The 14,447-nt window shown below is 68.6% G+C and carries 15 protein-coding genes; 5 read left to right on the forward strand and 10 right to left on the reverse strand.

Annotated features, from left to right (window positions below; genetic code table 11):
* Nucleotides 1–4: 4 nt before the first annotated feature.
* Nucleotides 5–922 carry a LysR substrate-binding domain-containing protein gene (locus ACS5PN_RS22490; protein WP_439466237.1) on the reverse strand — a complete coding sequence of 306 codons (918 nt, stop codon included), beginning with the start codon at nucleotides 920–922 and terminating at the stop codon, nucleotides 5–7.
* A 98-nt stretch (nucleotides 923–1,020) separates the two neighbouring features.
* Here ACS5PN_RS22490 and ACS5PN_RS22495 point away from each other — a divergent pair, with 98 nt between their 5' ends.
* From ACS5PN_RS22495 to ACS5PN_RS22515, 5 genes are all read left to right on the forward strand, one after another.
* The gene (locus ACS5PN_RS22495) at nucleotides 1,021–2,286 is read left to right on the forward strand and encodes a M20/M25/M40 family metallo-hydrolase (protein ID WP_439466238.1); all 1,266 of its coding nucleotides are present in this window, start codon (nucleotides 1,021–1,023) and stop codon (nucleotides 2,284–2,286) included.
* A gap of 461 nt (nucleotides 2,287–2,747) precedes the next feature.
* Complete coding sequence (locus ACS5PN_RS22500; RefSeq protein WP_439466239.1) at nucleotides 2,748–4,109, forward strand: sensor histidine kinase; 1,362 nt, start codon at nucleotides 2,748–2,750, stop codon at nucleotides 4,107–4,109.
* Nucleotides 4,110–4,113: 4 nt separating this feature from the next.
* On the forward strand, nucleotides 4,114–4,902 hold the full coding sequence (locus tag ACS5PN_RS22505; RefSeq protein WP_439466240.1) for a LytR/AlgR family response regulator transcription factor: 789 nt from the start codon (nucleotides 4,114–4,116) through the stop codon (nucleotides 4,900–4,902).
* A 131-nt stretch (nucleotides 4,903–5,033) separates the two neighbouring features.
* Nucleotides 5,034–5,414 (forward strand): hypothetical protein, encoded by a 381-nt coding sequence (locus tag ACS5PN_RS22510; protein ID WP_439466241.1) that lies wholly within the window; start codon nucleotides 5,034–5,036, stop codon nucleotides 5,412–5,414.
* Nucleotides 5,415–5,449: 35 nt separating this feature from the next.
* Nucleotides 5,450–6,430, forward strand: coding sequence for a hypothetical protein (locus ACS5PN_RS22515; protein WP_439466242.1), 981 nt, complete (start codon nucleotides 5,450–5,452; stop codon nucleotides 6,428–6,430).
* A 10-nt stretch (nucleotides 6,431–6,440) separates the two neighbouring features.
* Here the strand turns inward: ACS5PN_RS22515 and ACS5PN_RS22520 are convergent, their stop codons facing one another.
* The 9 genes from ACS5PN_RS22520 to ACS5PN_RS22560 form a co-directional block, all read right to left on the reverse strand.
* On the reverse strand, nucleotides 6,441–7,232 hold the full coding sequence (locus ACS5PN_RS22520) for an ATP-binding cassette domain-containing protein (RefSeq protein ID WP_439466243.1): 792 nt from the start codon (nucleotides 7,230–7,232) through the stop codon (nucleotides 6,441–6,443).
* A 2-nt stretch (nucleotides 7,233–7,234) separates the two neighbouring features.
* The gene (ssuC, locus tag ACS5PN_RS22525) at nucleotides 7,235–7,999 is read right to left on the reverse strand and encodes an aliphatic sulfonate ABC transporter permease SsuC (protein ID WP_439466244.1); all 765 of its coding nucleotides are present in this window, start codon (nucleotides 7,997–7,999) and stop codon (nucleotides 7,235–7,237) included.
* A 3-nt stretch (nucleotides 8,000–8,002) separates the two neighbouring features.
* Nucleotides 8,003–9,175 carry an FMNH2-dependent alkanesulfonate monooxygenase gene (ssuD, locus tag ACS5PN_RS22530; protein WP_439466245.1) on the reverse strand — a complete coding sequence of 391 codons (1,173 nt, stop codon included), beginning with the start codon at nucleotides 9,173–9,175 and terminating at the stop codon, nucleotides 8,003–8,005.
* A gap of 1 nt (nucleotide 9,176) precedes the next feature.
* Nucleotides 9,177–10,127 (reverse strand): aliphatic sulfonate ABC transporter substrate-binding protein, encoded by a 951-nt coding sequence (locus ACS5PN_RS22535; protein ID WP_439466246.1) that lies wholly within the window; start codon nucleotides 10,125–10,127, stop codon nucleotides 9,177–9,179.
* The gene (locus ACS5PN_RS22540) at nucleotides 10,124–11,083 is read right to left on the reverse strand and encodes a sulfonate ABC transporter substrate-binding protein (RefSeq protein WP_439466247.1); all 960 of its coding nucleotides are present in this window, start codon (nucleotides 11,081–11,083) and stop codon (nucleotides 10,124–10,126) included. Before ACS5PN_RS22540 ends, ACS5PN_RS22535 begins: the two co-directional genes overlap by 4 nt.
* Before the next feature lie 132 nt (nucleotides 11,084–11,215).
* Nucleotides 11,216–11,776, reverse strand: a complete 561-nt coding sequence (gene ssuE / locus ACS5PN_RS22545) for an NADPH-dependent FMN reductase (RefSeq protein WP_439466248.1) — start codon at nucleotides 11,774–11,776, stop codon at nucleotides 11,216–11,218.
* Nucleotides 11,777–11,850: 74 nt separating this feature from the next.
* Nucleotides 11,851–12,906 carry a sterol desaturase family protein gene (locus tag ACS5PN_RS22550; protein ID WP_439466249.1) on the reverse strand — a complete coding sequence of 352 codons (1,056 nt, stop codon included), beginning with the start codon at nucleotides 12,904–12,906 and terminating at the stop codon, nucleotides 11,851–11,853.
* Between the two features lie 3 nt (nucleotides 12,907–12,909).
* The gene (locus ACS5PN_RS22555; protein WP_439466250.1) at nucleotides 12,910–13,725 is read right to left on the reverse strand and encodes a MipA/OmpV family protein; all 816 of its coding nucleotides are present in this window, start codon (nucleotides 13,723–13,725) and stop codon (nucleotides 12,910–12,912) included.
* Nucleotides 13,726–13,856: 131 nt separating this feature from the next.
* The gene (locus tag ACS5PN_RS22560; RefSeq protein ID WP_439466251.1) at nucleotides 13,857–14,360 is read right to left on the reverse strand and encodes a DUF7482 domain-containing protein; all 504 of its coding nucleotides are present in this window, start codon (nucleotides 14,358–14,360) and stop codon (nucleotides 13,857–13,859) included.
* Nucleotides 14,361–14,447 lie beyond the last annotated feature (87 nt).

Below are 14,447 nucleotides of genomic sequence, written 5' to 3' on the forward strand. Positions count from 1 at the left end.
GTTGTCAGCCGAGTGCGGCCAGAGCCTGGCGCCGCCAGCGCCGGCTCTCGGCCACGGCCCACTGCGCGAAGGCGTGCTGCTCGGACGAAGCTTCGCGGTCGGCGCGCCGGCAGAGATAGAAACCCCGGCCCGACGAGACCCAGCCGCTGAAGGGCAGGACGAGCTGCCCGGCGGCCAGCTCCCTTTCGATGAGGCAGAGCTGCACCACGGCGATGCCCATGTCGGCGACGACGGCCTCGATCAGGGCCGCGGCCTGGTCGAAGCCGGTGGCCAGCGGCGGCGCAGCAGCCTGCACGCCCTGGGCCTTGAGCCAGAGGGGCCAGTCGCCGGGGTGGGCGCTGTGGTGCAGCAGCGGCTGCTGGAGCACGTCCTGAGGCTGCTTGAGCCGCGCCGCACGCGAGGGGCGGCACACGGCGACCAACTCGCGCCCCAGCAGGTATTGGGCGATGACCCCTTCGGGCCAGCGGCTGTGTGAGCTGGGCTTGGGATTGATCCAGCAATCGACATCGTCACGGACGAAGCCGTCGTCGTGGCGCCAGCGGCGGAACTCGAGCCTGACCTGCGGGTGCTGGGCCTGCAGGGCCGGCAGGCGCGACACCAGCCAGCGTGCATACAGCGAGGGCACGGGCGCCATGCGCAGGGCTTGCACGGCGGGTGCGGCGTTCAGGGGCACTGCGCTTTCGAGCATGTCCAGGGCGGGCCGGATGCGGGCCAGGTAGCGCGCGCCGTCGGGCGTCGCGGCGACACGGGCACCGCCGCGCGCCAGCAAGGCCAGGCCGAGTTCCGCCTCGAGCCGCTGCACTGCGCGGCTGACGGCGCCCTGGGTCACCGACAGGGCCTGGGCGGCCGCCGAGAAGCTGCCCAGCTCGGCCACTGCGGCAAAGGCATGGAGTTCGGCCAGCGACGGCGAGCGAAAGCGCATGGCCTATTACATCACTGCATAGGGTGGGGAAAACTTGTCGATGGGCGCGGCGGGCCGGCGCTGGCACAGTCGCGCCGTCGCAGCTTCACGCCCTCGTCATGCAAGTCCGCACCTTGATCGCCACCGCCGCGCTGCTGGCGGCTTCCCTGAGCCAGGCGGCCCCCACGTCCCAGCAACTGCAGGAGCTGGCGAAGCAGGAGCAGCCCGCGCTGCTGGAGACCCTGAAGTCCTTGGTCGAGATCGAATCGGGCAGCAAGGACCTGGAGGGCCTGGCCTCGCTGGCCGGCCTCATCGCCGGCAAGCTCAAGGCCCTGGGCGGTGAGGTGATGCTGGTCGACCCCAGCGACGTCTACCGCATGGAAGACACGCCGGAGCGCCAGGGCCAGATGGTGAAGGCGCAGTTCAAAGGGAAGGGCAGCAAGAAGCTGCTGCTGATCGCCCACATGGATACGGTCTACCTGAAGGGCATGCTGAAGGACCAGCCCTTTCGCATCGACGGCGACCGCGCCTACGGCCTGGCCATCGCCGACGACAAGCAGGGCGTGGCCACCATCCTGCATGCCATCGCGCTGCTGAAGAAGGCGGGCATAGCCGACTACGGCACGCTGACGGTGCTGATCAACGGCGATGAGGAGATCAGCTCGCCGGGCTCGCGCGCCACCATCACCCGCACCGCGGCCGATCAGGACATGACGCTGTCCTTCGAGGGCTCGGGCGCGCAGGGCGGCGTGCGCCTGGCGACCAGCGGCATCGGCTCGGCCTACCTAAGTGTGGAAGGCCGCTCTTCACACGCTGGCGCGCGGCCGGAGGGCGGCATCAACGCGCTGACGGAGCTGGCCCACCAACTGCTGCAGATGCAGGACCTGTCGGAGCCGGCCACGGGCCTGAAGCTCAACTGGACGGTGGCCCAGGCGGGTACCAACCGCAATGTGATTCCGGCTCAGGCCACGGCCCAGGCTGACGCGCGCGCCTTGCGCGTGGCGGACTTCGAGCGCCTGGAGAAGGAGTTGCAGCGCCGCGTGCAGCTCAAGCGCCTGCCTGAGGCCAAGGTGCAGCTGAAGTTCGAGGTGCGCCGCCCGCCGCTCGAGGCCACCGAGGCCTCACGCTCCCTGGCCAAGCGCGCCCAGGCCATCTACGGCGAGCTGGGCCTGCCCATGCAGGTGGCCGAGGTCGCCACCGGCGGCGGCACGGATGCGGCCTTCGCCGCCCTGCAGGCGCGCGGGCCGGTCATCGAAGGCCTGGGCCTGACGGGCTTTGGCGCCCACTCCAACGACGCCGAGTATGTCGACATCCGCTCCATCCCGCAGCGGCTCTATCTGGTGACGCGCCTCATCATGGAGATGTCGAGCGGCGCTGTGAAGTAAGACACCTCCGCCAGCAGCGTGGCCGACCGGGCTCGGGCTGTGGAGAACGGGTGGCGCTCGAAGCGCCGATTCAGCATGCAAGAAGTGAATGAGACCTTCATCCGGTGACTACTGAGCACACCGGCGCGGTCCGTCAGCCGCTTCGGCTGGCGGTCGAACCTTGAGGCCCGTGCATTAGTTCCCACCGGACCGGCTCGACACGCCGGCTCGACTGTCGGCAGCCACTATGGTGCCGGGCGTGGAGTCGAGCGGCGGTTGCGGAGCAGGGAATCCCAGGGGCTTTCGTCCCGGCATGGCCCTCGCTCGTCCGTCACCGGCCACGTTCGTCGGATCGCGCGCCACGAGCCACTGGCCAGCCAACACCATGCAAGCCATACCCACTTGGCCTGTTGGCTCAATCGCATGAAGACCGATCTCAGCTGTGTCCCGTACTTCGCGGCATTGATCGACGGTGGGCGCCCATGAACGCGGCGTTTCTCGCGCCACGGATGCTGCGCAAGCCGATGAATCAGTACCGGCTCGGCTTGGGGTTAGGCCTGACGCTTTCCGTGTTGCTGATGAGCATCGATGGAATGGAGTCTGCGGGGCTGCTGGTCTGCGCGTCGACCACAGCGCTGGGCCTGCTGTTCGCCGCAGTGATGATGTGGCGCTATCGCAAGGTGGAGAGCCCGGTGCTGCTGGACGGTGGCGTACATCCCAGCCGTGGACTGCTGTCCCACGTCCCTGCGACGCCGGCTGTCATCCTGCTGCATGTGCTTGGCTATGCCGCGGCGCTGGCGCTGTTCGGCGCTGGCATGCTCTACGGTCCGCCCGGGGCACCGGATCCTTTCGCGCGGCCGGCCTGTGCGGCATTCGTCATCTTCGTGCTCACCTTGCTGCCCTTCGAGCTGCTCGCGGTACTGGTCGTGAGGCGTTGGGGCAGAACGCCTCCACGCCATGTAGTGACGGGGCTGCTGGCCGTGGCGTCCGTCTTCGGCCTGCTGACAGGCATCTTCACGGCGCGAGGCTGCCTCAGCCTGCTGGCCGGCGCCATGGCGCTGGATCGGGTCTGGGAGCTCCTGGTGTGGGTGCCGGTGCCTTCAGTGGGCGTGCTGGTGATGATGCTGTGGCTGAGGGATATCGTCGTCAGCCGCTGGCAGGCGCGGCTGGCGGAGCAGCAGGAGCGGGCGTCCGCGGCCGAGCGAGGCCGGCAGCTTGCGGAGGCGCAACTGGCCATGCTGCAGGCGCAGATCGAGCCGCATTTCCTCTACAACACGCTGGCCTCGCTGCAATACCTGGTGAAGCGCGACGCGAATGCGGCGGACTTTTTGCTGACGCAGTTGATCCGCTACCTGCGCCATGCCATGCCAAAGATGCGCCGACCGATGTCGACGCTGGAGCAGGAGTTCGAGCTCGCCGACGCCTTCCTGCAGATCGCGCGCATGCGGATGGGTGGACGGCTGACGGTCAAGGTGGAACTGGCCCGGGACCTGCATGAGCTGGCTTTCCCACCACTGGTCCTGCAGACGCTGGTGGAGAACGCGCTCAGGCATGGCGTGGAACCCAAGCTAGGGCCCGTGGCGATCACGGTACGTGCCGTTGTCGAGCCGACCGCGACCGGCCGCCGGCTCGTGCTGGATGTCGTGGACAACGGCGTCGGCCTGGGCCGCGCCAACACGGGCGGGAGCGGCGCTGGCCTGGCCAACATCCGCGAGCGCTTGGCCGGCATCTATGGCGAAAGGGCTGAACTGATGGTGGCCGATGTGGCTGGCGGCGGCGTCATGTCGCGCGTGCTGATCGTGTTGCCCGACGAAGCACCACAAGAACTGACGAAGGAGGATTGAGATCGTGGCTACCGCTGTCATCGCCGACGACGAGCCCATGATGCGTGCCGCGTTGCGCGAGCATCTGCGGGCGCTCTGGCCGGAGCTCGAGATTCGCGCCGAGGCCGAGGATGGATTGACGGCCTTGTTGAAGATCGAGGCTCTGCGCCCGGACGTGGCCTTCCTGGACATCCGCATGCCGGGCATGACCGGCCTGGAGGTCGCCCGTGCTAAGACCACTGCCTCGCGCATCGTCTTCGTCACCGCGTATTCGGACCATGCTGTCGAGGCTTTCGAGGCCGATGCGGTCGACTATGTGGTGAAGCCCGTTGAAACGGCACGGCTGGTGAAAGTCATCGCCAAGCTCAAGCGCCAACTCGCCGAAGGCGACCCCCAGGCGGCCGAACGGCTGCTGAGCACGCTACAGCGCCTCGGCGTGACCGCACCGGTTTCGCCGCCACCCGTGTGGCCGCAGGACACCCGGCGGCTCGACTGGCTGCAGGTGGCTACAGGTGCGCATGGCGAGCAGGTGCGCATGGTGCATCTGCAGGACGTTCTCTACTTCGAGTCCGACACCAAATACACCCGCGTTGTGGCCCATGACTGCGAAGGCCTGCTGCGGTTGACGCTGAAGGAAGTTCTGGAGCAGACGGATCCCGGCAGCTTCGTGCAGACCCACCGCTCCACGGTCGTGAACCGTCGCTTCGTGCATGCCGTTCACCGCAAGGGCGAAGTGGTAGAGATCGAGCTGAAGGGGCGTGGCGAGCGACTGAAGGTCTCAGTAGCCAACCACCACCTGTTTCGCGCAATGTGAACGGGCTGGCGGCGCCGGCGTTCATCGGCCCGCAGCCACGTTCATCCCCCTCCTGCGACGCTCGTCACATCGATGCGTCGCCCCGGCGGGCAGCTGCCTATCGTCCTCCCATCTCACAGCCGCCCGACACCATGCACACGCAAACTTACGACATCCCCGAAGCGCGCTATCACCTGTGGTTGCTGCCGCTGTTTTGCGCCGCGGCATACGCCGTGGGGCTGGTGACGATTCCAAAGAACGCATTGGCTCTGGGTGGCTTCGCGATCGTGCCCGGCGCCTTTGTCTGCAACGTCATCGGCTTTGTTTCGCAGCGAAGCATCTGGAAGCGCCACGACTACGCCTGGTACCGACAGACATTTCCCGAGGCGGTGCAAGCCCATGGTCGCTTGCGCTGCCGCCACTGCGGCGGTGAACGCCTGTCTTTGCGCAACCTGATGAATCACAGCTACACGCGCGCCCACGTCTGCGAGCAGTGCGGCAAGACGCTGTACTTCTCGCCCGAGGGCAACTGAACCGCTGTGCAACCGCTTCACCGAGAGAACAAGACATGAATCGCATCCTCAGCCGATTTGCCTTGGCCGCCATTGCTGGCTTCGCCGGTTCCGCCGCGCTGGCGGGCGATTTGTCGGACAACCCGATGAACCGCTTCGCAGGCAAGATCAATGAAATTTTGACCGGCACCAATACCGCCATACACCGTGGCATGCAGGCCTTCGACAAGGCGACCTTGGTGGTCAAGGTCGAAGGCACCGATGGGCACTTCGTGCTGCAGGCATTCAACGGCACGCGCCAGGAGTACCGCATCACGGCAGATGATGTCGACTACGTCTATCGCGCCGGCCTTGCCGAGGCGGCCACCAAGGCGTGCGGCAGCGGGAGCTACGGCTGGGTCGAGTCCAGCCCGCGGGACGATTTCGTGTGGAAGCAATGGCTGGCCCGCAACACGATGAGCGTCGACGAAGTGGCAACCAACCCGAGAGCGCAGGCACTCATCGCGTCGCCGGGGCCCGAGGCGTCATTGGTATGGCGGGTCGATTGTGGCCAGGGCTTTGGCTGGCGCTACCCGGGCGACCGGGCGATGGCGATGCCTATTGCCAACTATGTGAACTTCATCAAGACCAGGTACGACGGCATGCGCCCTTTGCCGGCCGCGGCGCCGCTGACGGTCTATGTGCCGTCAAGCGAGTTGCTGCAGAAGGTCTACGGCATGGATACGCACACCAAGCGCGGCCATATGGAGATCTTTCAGCAGCGCCTGCTCGGCGCATCCGTGGTGGCGCGATTGCTCCAGAGCCATGTTGAGGCCCGGGTCGTGGAGTACGGCGATCCGGATGAGTTCGACGGCAAGGATGGCCTCATCGTGACGGCCAAGCCGTTCGCCTTCGCGCTGGTCACGCCCGTTGGCCGTCGCGACTGGAACCCCCGACAGCAGTGGAGCCAGTACATGCGCGTTCCGCTGGAAAGCTACGGCAACAGCGTGCTGGCCTTCGGCGACGCGGGTGCGACGTTCGCGGCGACTGCGCGATGAACACGCCGCGTCACCCGGTCGCATCGTTCCCCACGATATAGCGCAGCACGCGCTCCTCCAGCTCGGCAAACCCAGCCGCCGTGCGTGAACGCGGCCGCGGCAAAGCCACCGTCGCATCCAGCGCGATGCCGCCGCGGTCGATCAGCAGCACGCGGTCGGCCAGGGCCACGGCCTCGGCGACGTCGTGGGTCACGAGCAGGGCCGTGAAGCCGTGGCGGCGCCACAGTTGCTCGATAAGGCGGTGCATCTCCAGCCGCGTCAACGCGTCCAGCGCTCCCAGAGGCTCATCGAGCAGCAGCAGGCGCGGGCGGTGCACCAGGGCGCGGGCCAGGGCGACGCGCTGGCGCTGGCCGCCGGACAGCGTTGCCGGCCAGTCGCCGCCGCGGCCGGCCAGGCCGACCTGGGACAGGGCTTCCATCGCGCGGTCGCGCGCATCGCGGCCTTCGAGGCCCAGGGCGACGTTGTCGACGACGCGCTTCCACGGCAGCAGGCGGGCATCCTGGAACATCAGCCGGCGTTCTTCCGCCACGCCAGCCTCGATGCGGCCGGCGGTCGGCGCGTCCAGGCCGGCAATGAGGCGCAGCAGCGTGCTCTTGCCGCAGCCGCTGCGGCCCACCAGGGCGACGAACTCGCCGGGGGCGACGTTCAGGTCCAGGTTCTCCAGCACATGGCGGGCGCCGAAGGACTTGGCGACGCCGTGCAGCTGCAGGGCCAGGCCATGCGAGGTGTCGCGCGCGGGCGAGGAGGCTTCAGCGACTGGTTCACGCGGCAGCACGGGGGAGTCGTATTCGGTCAGCCACATGGTCAGCTTCCTTGTTCGGCATAGCCCTTGTGCCAGGGCAGCCAAGCCTTCTCCAGCCAGCGCGCGACGACGTCGGCCAGCTTGCCGAGGACGGCGTAGAGCAGGATGCCGACCAGCACGATGTCGGTCTGCAGGAACTCGCGGGCGTTCATCGTCAGATAGCCGATGCCGGCCTGGGCCGACAAGGTCTCGGCGACGATGAGCAGCACCCACATCAGGCCCAGCGAGAAGCGCAGGCCGACCAGGATGGAGGGCAGGGCGCCGGGCAGAATGACTTGCGCGTAGAGCTGCCAGCCCGACAGGCCGTAGCTGCGCGCCATCTCGATGAGGTCGCGGTCGACGTTGCGGATGCCGTGGAAGGTGTTGAGGTAGACCGGGAAGAACACGCCCACGGCCACCAGCACCAGCTTGGCCGCCTCGTCGATGCCGAACCACAGGATGACGAGAGGAATCAGCGCCAGCGCCGGGATGTTGCGCAGCATCTGCAGCGTCGTGTCGAGCAAGGCTTCGGCACGCTTCCAGGTGCCTGTCAGCAGGCCCAGCAGCAGCCCCAGGCCGCCGCCGATGGCCAGTGCCGAGAAGGCCCGGGCGGCACTGACGCCGACGTGATGCGCCAGCTCGCCCGAGCGCAGCAGCTGCCAGAAAGCCGCGCCCACGGCGGCGGGCTCGGGCAGGATGCGCGCCGACAGCGCCCCGCTGCGCGAGGCGATCTCCCAGGCGATGAGGATGGCCGCGGGCAGCAGCCAGGGGGTGAGGCGCTTCAGCATGGTTCAACTGGCCGACACGGCCTTGGGTAAAAGCGTGTTGGCGACGATCTCGCCGAAGGGCCCCGTCAACGTGGGCGCCGTCAGCTTCTCGCGCACATTCAGCGGCAGCAGCGGGAACACCAGTTCGGCAAAGCGATGCGCCTCGTCCAGATGCGGATAGCCGCTGAGGATGAAGTACTCCAGGCCGATGTCCGAATATTCCTGGATGCGGTCCGCCACCTGCTGCGGGCTGCCGACCAGGGCGGTGCCCGCGCCGCCGCGGACGAGGCCGACACCGGCCCAGAGGTTGGGGGAGATCTCCAGTCCCTGGCGCACATCGGCCTTGTTGAACTGGCCGCCATGCAGCTCGGCCATGCGGCGCTGGCCGACCGAGTCCATGCTCTTGAAGCGTGCCTGGGCCGCAGCCACGGTGGCCTCGTCCAGCTCGGACAGCAGCTCGCCGGCGGCGCGCCAGGCCTCGTCCTCGGTCTCGCGCACGATGACGTGGAGCCGGATGCCGTAGCGCAGCTGGCGGCCTTTGATGGCCGCACGTTCGCGCACATCGGCAAGCTTCTTCTCGACCTCGGCGGGAGGTTCTCCCCAGGTCAGATAGGTGTCGACCTGCTCCGCGGCCAGGTCGTGGGCCGGGCCCGAGGAGCCGCCGAAGAACACCGGCGGATAGGGCTTGTTGATGGGCGGGTAGAGCACCTTGCCGCCCTTGACGCTGAGGTGTTCGCCGTCCAGGTCCAGCGGCTCGCCGGTGTGCGAGCGGGTCAGCAGTTCGCGCCAGATGCGGATGAACTCGGCCGACTGCTCGTAGCGCTCGGCATGGCCGAGGAACTGGCCATCGCCGGCCAGTTCGTCGGGGTCGCCGCCGGTGACGAGGTTGACCAGCAGGCGGCCGCCCGAGAGTCGGTCCAGCGTGGCCGCCATGCGGGCGCTCTGCGAGGGCGCCACCAGTCCGGGGCGTAGCGCGACCAGGAACTTCAGATTCTTGGTCGCATCGATGAGGCTGGCCGCCACGATCCACGAGTCTTCGCATGAACGACCGGTGGGCAGCAGCACGCCCTCGTAGCCGAGGCTGTCGGCGGCGATGGCAATCTGCTTGAAGTAGGCATGGTCGGCCACGCGCGCGCCGCGTGAGCTGCCGAGGTAGCGGCTGTCGCCGTGGGTGGGGATGAACCAGAAGATCTTCATGTCATGCCTTCTTGATCGGCGTGGCGATGGCATCGGCCACGCGGATGGAGCGCGGGATGAGGCCAAGCTCGGTGAAGGAGTCGGCGACGAGCTGCTGTTCCTTGACCAGCTCCGTCGTCAGCGGGCCCACCGGCGCGGCGCCGCGGCGCTCGACCATCTTGTAGACCGTCGCCAGCGGCAGGCCGGCGAACTCGGCATAGCGCTGCACCGCGTCGCGGCGGTCGGTGCGCACGCGCGAGTCGGTGTCGGTCAGGGCCTGGAACAGCGTCTTCAGCAGGGCGGCCTCGCGGCCCAGGGCCTGCGAAGCCAGGTAGAAGGTGTTGTTGCTGGTCAGCCCGCGGCTGGTGGCCAGCGCGCGCAGCTCGCCCGTGACCTCGGCCGCGGCGTAGTAGGGGTCCCAGACGGCCCAGGCGTCCACGGAGCCGCGCTCGAAGGCAGCGCGTGCATCGGCGGGCGGCAGGTAGACGGCCTGGATGTCGTTCCAGGTCAGGCCGGCCTTCTTGACGGCGCGGACCGTCAGGAAATGGGCGCTGCTGCCCTTCTGCAGCGCGACGCGGCGGCCTTTCAGATCGGCCAGCGTCTTCAGCGGCGAATCGGGCTTGACGAGGATGGCCGAGCTGTCGGGCTTGGGCGGCTCGGCGCCGACATAGACCACGTCCTTGCCGGCTGCCTGCGCGAACACCGGTGGCGCGTCGCCCGTGGCACCGAACTCCACGCTGCCCAGGGCCAGGGCTTCCAGCAACTGCGGGCCGGCGGGGAACTCGATCCACTGGATGCGCGTGCCCGGCAGGCGCTGCTCCAGCAGGCCATAGCTCTTCAGCAGCGCGAGGTTGAGTGAGCCCTTCTGAAAGCCGACGCGCAATTGCGGCTGCGACTGCGCGCGGGTCCAGACTGCCGCCGTCGTCGCGAGGATGGCGACGGCGGCGCGCCGCGTCGTGTGGTGGCCGCTCATTTGCCCGCCTCCGCCAGCTTGGCTGTGCCGGGCAGGGCGTCGGCCACGCGGATGGACTTGGGGATCAGGCCCAGGGCATGGAAGGTGTCGGCGATCTTCTGCTGTTCGGCGGCGACGGCCGGCGTCAGCGGCTTCACGCCGAACTGGTAGCGCGTCAGGCTCTTCTCGACCACGTCGGGCTCCAGCCCCTGCAACGGGGCGATGACGGTCGCGGCGGCCTTGGTATTGGCTTTGAGGTAGTTGGCCTGGGCTTGCGTGTCCTCGAACAGCGCGCGGATGACCTGCGGCTGCTTCTCGGCATAGCCGCGCTCGGCCAGGTAGTAGGCGTAGTTGTTGACGATGCCGCGACCGTCGGCGAGCACGCGGGCGCCGCTCTGCTTCTCGACGGCGGCCAGGAAGGGATCCCAGATCACCCAGGCATCCACGGCGCCGCGTTCGAAGGCGGCGCGCGCATCGGCGGGCGGCAGGTAGACGGCCTGCACGTCGCTGAACTTCAGGCCCTGCTTTTCCAGCGCCTTGACGATGAGGTAGTGGACATTGCTGCCCTTGTTCAGTGCGACCTTCTTGCCCTTCAGCTCGGCGACCGATTTGATGGACGAGTCCTTGGGCACGACGATGGCTTCGGCCTCCGGTGCGGCCGGGTCGTACCCGATGTACACGAACTGGGCGCCTGCCGCCTGGGCAAAGATGGGCGGGGCCTCGCCGACAAAGCCCACGTCGACGGCACCGACGTTGAGACCCTCGAGCAGCTGCGGGCCGGCGGGGAACTCGACCCATTTCACGCTGACACCCAGGGGCGCGAGCTTCTTCTCCAGCGAGCCCGAGGACTTCTGCAGCGTCAGCAGGCTGGCAGATTTCTGGAAGCCGATGCGCAAGGTGGTCTGCGCCGAGGCGTGGAGGCTGGTGGCCGCAATCAACAGCGGCGCGGTCCAGCGGAGGAGAGAACGGAAAAGCATGAGTCGTGTCCTGTGCAAAAAGATCCCGGCGCCGAGGCGCACCCGATCAGCACCCAGTGGCGCCGGGATGAAGTCGCCGATCCCGTGCGGGAGGCGAGGAGACAAGCGGTGGTGTGTGCGGCGGAGCAGGCGTCAACAGCTGAGCGCGGGCTCCAGCCGCGTCGGCATTCGCGGTGAGCCCGAGGTGAGAGGAGCCAGGGCGCGGTCCAGGCGCGCGATCAGGTCGGGCTCGGGCACGAAGCCGCCCGCTTCATGGCGGCGCAGCTGGGCGTCGGTGGCGAACACGCCGTCCAGCACGTGGCGGGCACCTAGGGCCGACAGCACCGGCTTGAGGGCGTAGTCCAGGGCCAGGAAATGGGCCGGGCTGCCGCCGGTGGCCAGGGGCAGCACCAGCTTGCCGCGCAACGCGTCGGGCGGCAGCAGGTCCAGGAAGACCTTGAGCAGCCCGCTGTAGGCTGCCTTGTAGATGGGCGTGCCGATGACGACGAGATCGGCCTGCTCGACGGCCTGCACGGCCGCGGCGATGGCCCGGTCCTGCACATCCGCATTCAGCAGCGCGGCGGCGGGCAGGTCGCGCACCAGGATGTGGTCCTGCTGCGTGCCCCGGCCTTCCAGCCGCGTCAGCGCGAACTGCGTGAGCCAGGCGGAACGCGAGCGTTCGCTGGGGCTGGCGGAGAGGCTGGTGATGTGCATGGCGGCCTGATTCAATTCAGGCCGCAACGATAGGGAAGCCGCCTTCCTCGCGGAACGAAGGAAAAGCGGGATGCTTATGCGGGACGTGAAAGTAGGGCGCCGACGCCCCAAAGCCCCGTCGCCAGGGCTGCGGCCGCGGACAGGTTGGCTGCGGCGCCCAGGTCGTCCGCGAACCACAGCCACACGCCCGTGGCTGCAGCGGTCAGCACGAACAGGGCGACAGCCGCCATCCTCGCCCGGCGCGCTGTGGGCGGATCGAAGCGGGGCTGGCTCAGGCGGGCCTCGATGGGCAGGGCGGACGGCGCCGCGCCCGGGGGCATCCAGCCGGGCGACTTGAAGGGCACGCGCAGCTTGTCGGCCCAGCGCGGCGTGGCCCGCATGCGCCGCCACAGCTCGGCATAGAACTGCCCCACCGCGGCCAGCGGGTTCCAGCTCGCCAGCGGCTTGACGGTGCCGTAGACGCAGGGTTCGGTTTCTTCGGTGAAGCTGCCGAAGAGTCGGTCCCAGATGACGAAGATGGCCCCGTAGTTGCGGTCCAGATAGCACGGGTTCACGGCGTGGTGGACGCGGTGGTTGGACGGAGTCGACAGCACCCGGTCCAGCCAGCCCAGGCGGCCGATGTGTTCGGTGTGGATCCAGAACTGGTAGAAGAGCACGACGATGCCGGCCAGCGCGTACTGCGCCGTCGGCACGCCCAGCAGGGCCATGGGCAGGAAGAAGGGCGCACCCATCACCGAATACAGGCTCTCCTGGCGCAGCGCCGTGCTGAGGTTGAAATGCTCGCTCTGGTGGTGCACGGCATGGGCGGCCCAGAACAGCGCGCTCTCGTGGCTGGTGCGGTGCAGCCAGTAGTCGCAGAAGTCGTACATGACGACGGCCGCCAGCGCGCCGACTGCGCCCTGCCACGGCGTGCCGGGCAGCAGGGCCAGCCGGCTGTGCACGGCGGCGTAGAGGCCGGTCTGGAACAGCGGCGTGACGACGGCCACAGCCTGGCTGAGCAGGCCCTGGCTGAGGCTGCTGAGGGTGTCGGCCAGGCCGTAGGTGTTGTGGCCTCGCCGGCGGCCCCAGGCCCACTCCGCCAGCATCAGCAGCAGAAAGATGGGCAGCACGTAAAGCACGATCTCGGACATGCCTCAGAACTGGTGCCAGACGCTGACGATGAAGGATGGCTGGTCGCGGCTGTGAGTGAGGGGTGACTTGGCAGCCTGGCCGATGAGCCGCGTGTGCAGCCACTGGCCGTTGACCGACCAATGGTCCGAGAACTTGTGCTCGGCGCTCAGCGCGATGCTCCAGTCCTGCCAGCCGCTGTGGGGGTGGAACTCGGGCAGGCCGCTGGCCTGGGCCTCGCCAGGTCCGATGCCGAAGCTGCCACGCAGGTGGGCGGCGTTGGCATAGGTGGTGGCCAGGCTGATGGCCAGCAGGTCCTGGCCAACGGGGATGCCGCTGGTGGCTCCCAGCTCGAGCTGGTCACCGTTGTGGTGGCGGCCACTGCCCCAGGACAGGCCGGACTGCAGCAGCAGCTCGGGCGTGGCCTGCACATTGGCGAACAGCTGGGTGATCAGCCGCGAGCCGAGGCGATCAACGCCCGGTGGCGACTCGCGCCGCGAACGGCCCGACTGCGGCCACAGCCGTGCCCCCAGTTGCCAGTCCTTGGCGGCTTCGGTGCCCAGCAGCTGCCGCGCGGCGTTCCAGCCGATGCCGGTGTCGGTGGCCACGAAGACGCCGCTGGGGGACTCGTAGTCCAGGGCCGGCAGCAGGGTCTCGCGCTGGCGTGCACTGCCAGGCGCCCGCGGCCAGCCTCGCACCGACAGGCCGCCCGACCAGGTGGTCTCGGCCGGGGGCGCTTCCAGCAGCAGCAAGCTGCCGCCCGCGTGGGCCGCAAAGGAGATGCAGACCAGGCAGAGCGGGGCGCAGGAGCGGCGGAGGGCGTCGAGGCGGGTGAAAGGCATGGACAGGCCCTGTGCGTCGGGCCGGCAAGGCCGCGCCACTCTAGCCGCGAGGATCGCGGCCATCGGCGCCTGCTCAGGGCTTACAGCACCATGTCAGCCGCTGGCAAGTCTTGCGCAAGCTGGGCCAAGCATCAGCGTACGCCCTGCAGCGCGGCGCCGCGGGCCCGCACGACGGGCCAGTTCGCGACGATCCTGGTGCGGGTCAGCTCGACCTCGCCCTTTTCCTCGGCGGCCAGCACGGCCTCCTCGGAGGTCAACGTGTGCGGCGCGACGCCGGGCTTCCAGCGCACCATGGTCAGCACCCACAGCGGGCTGTAGCTCGCGTCGGCGTTGGCGCCGCCCACCGGCCGCGGGATGGAGGGCAGCACGGTGGCCTGCTCGTCATTGGGGAATTTGTAGGCCTTCTCGACCGGCATGCCGGGCTTGAGCGTGTCGGCCAGGGCGGGCACATAGTTGATGCCCTGCTTCTTGGCGATGCCGGGGTCGGAGATGTCGGTGCTGACGTAGTGCACGATCTCGCCCTCGAACCAGGCTTCCTTCAGCGGCAGGGTGACGACCTGGTCGGCGGCCAAGGCCGCGGCGGCAATGCCCAGCAGGCAGGCGGCGCCCAGGGCGCGGAGGGCAGGAGCGGGCATCGGGATTCCTCGGTGAAGCGAACCCACGATTCTTGCGATGCGGGTGGCCGAAGCAAGGTCAGACTGCGCGGCCGCGTCGACTTGCAG

This window comes from Roseateles sp. NT4, from assembly GCF_051857475.1.
Classification (GTDB): Bacteria; Pseudomonadota; Gammaproteobacteria; order Burkholderiales; family Burkholderiaceae_C; genus Pelomonas.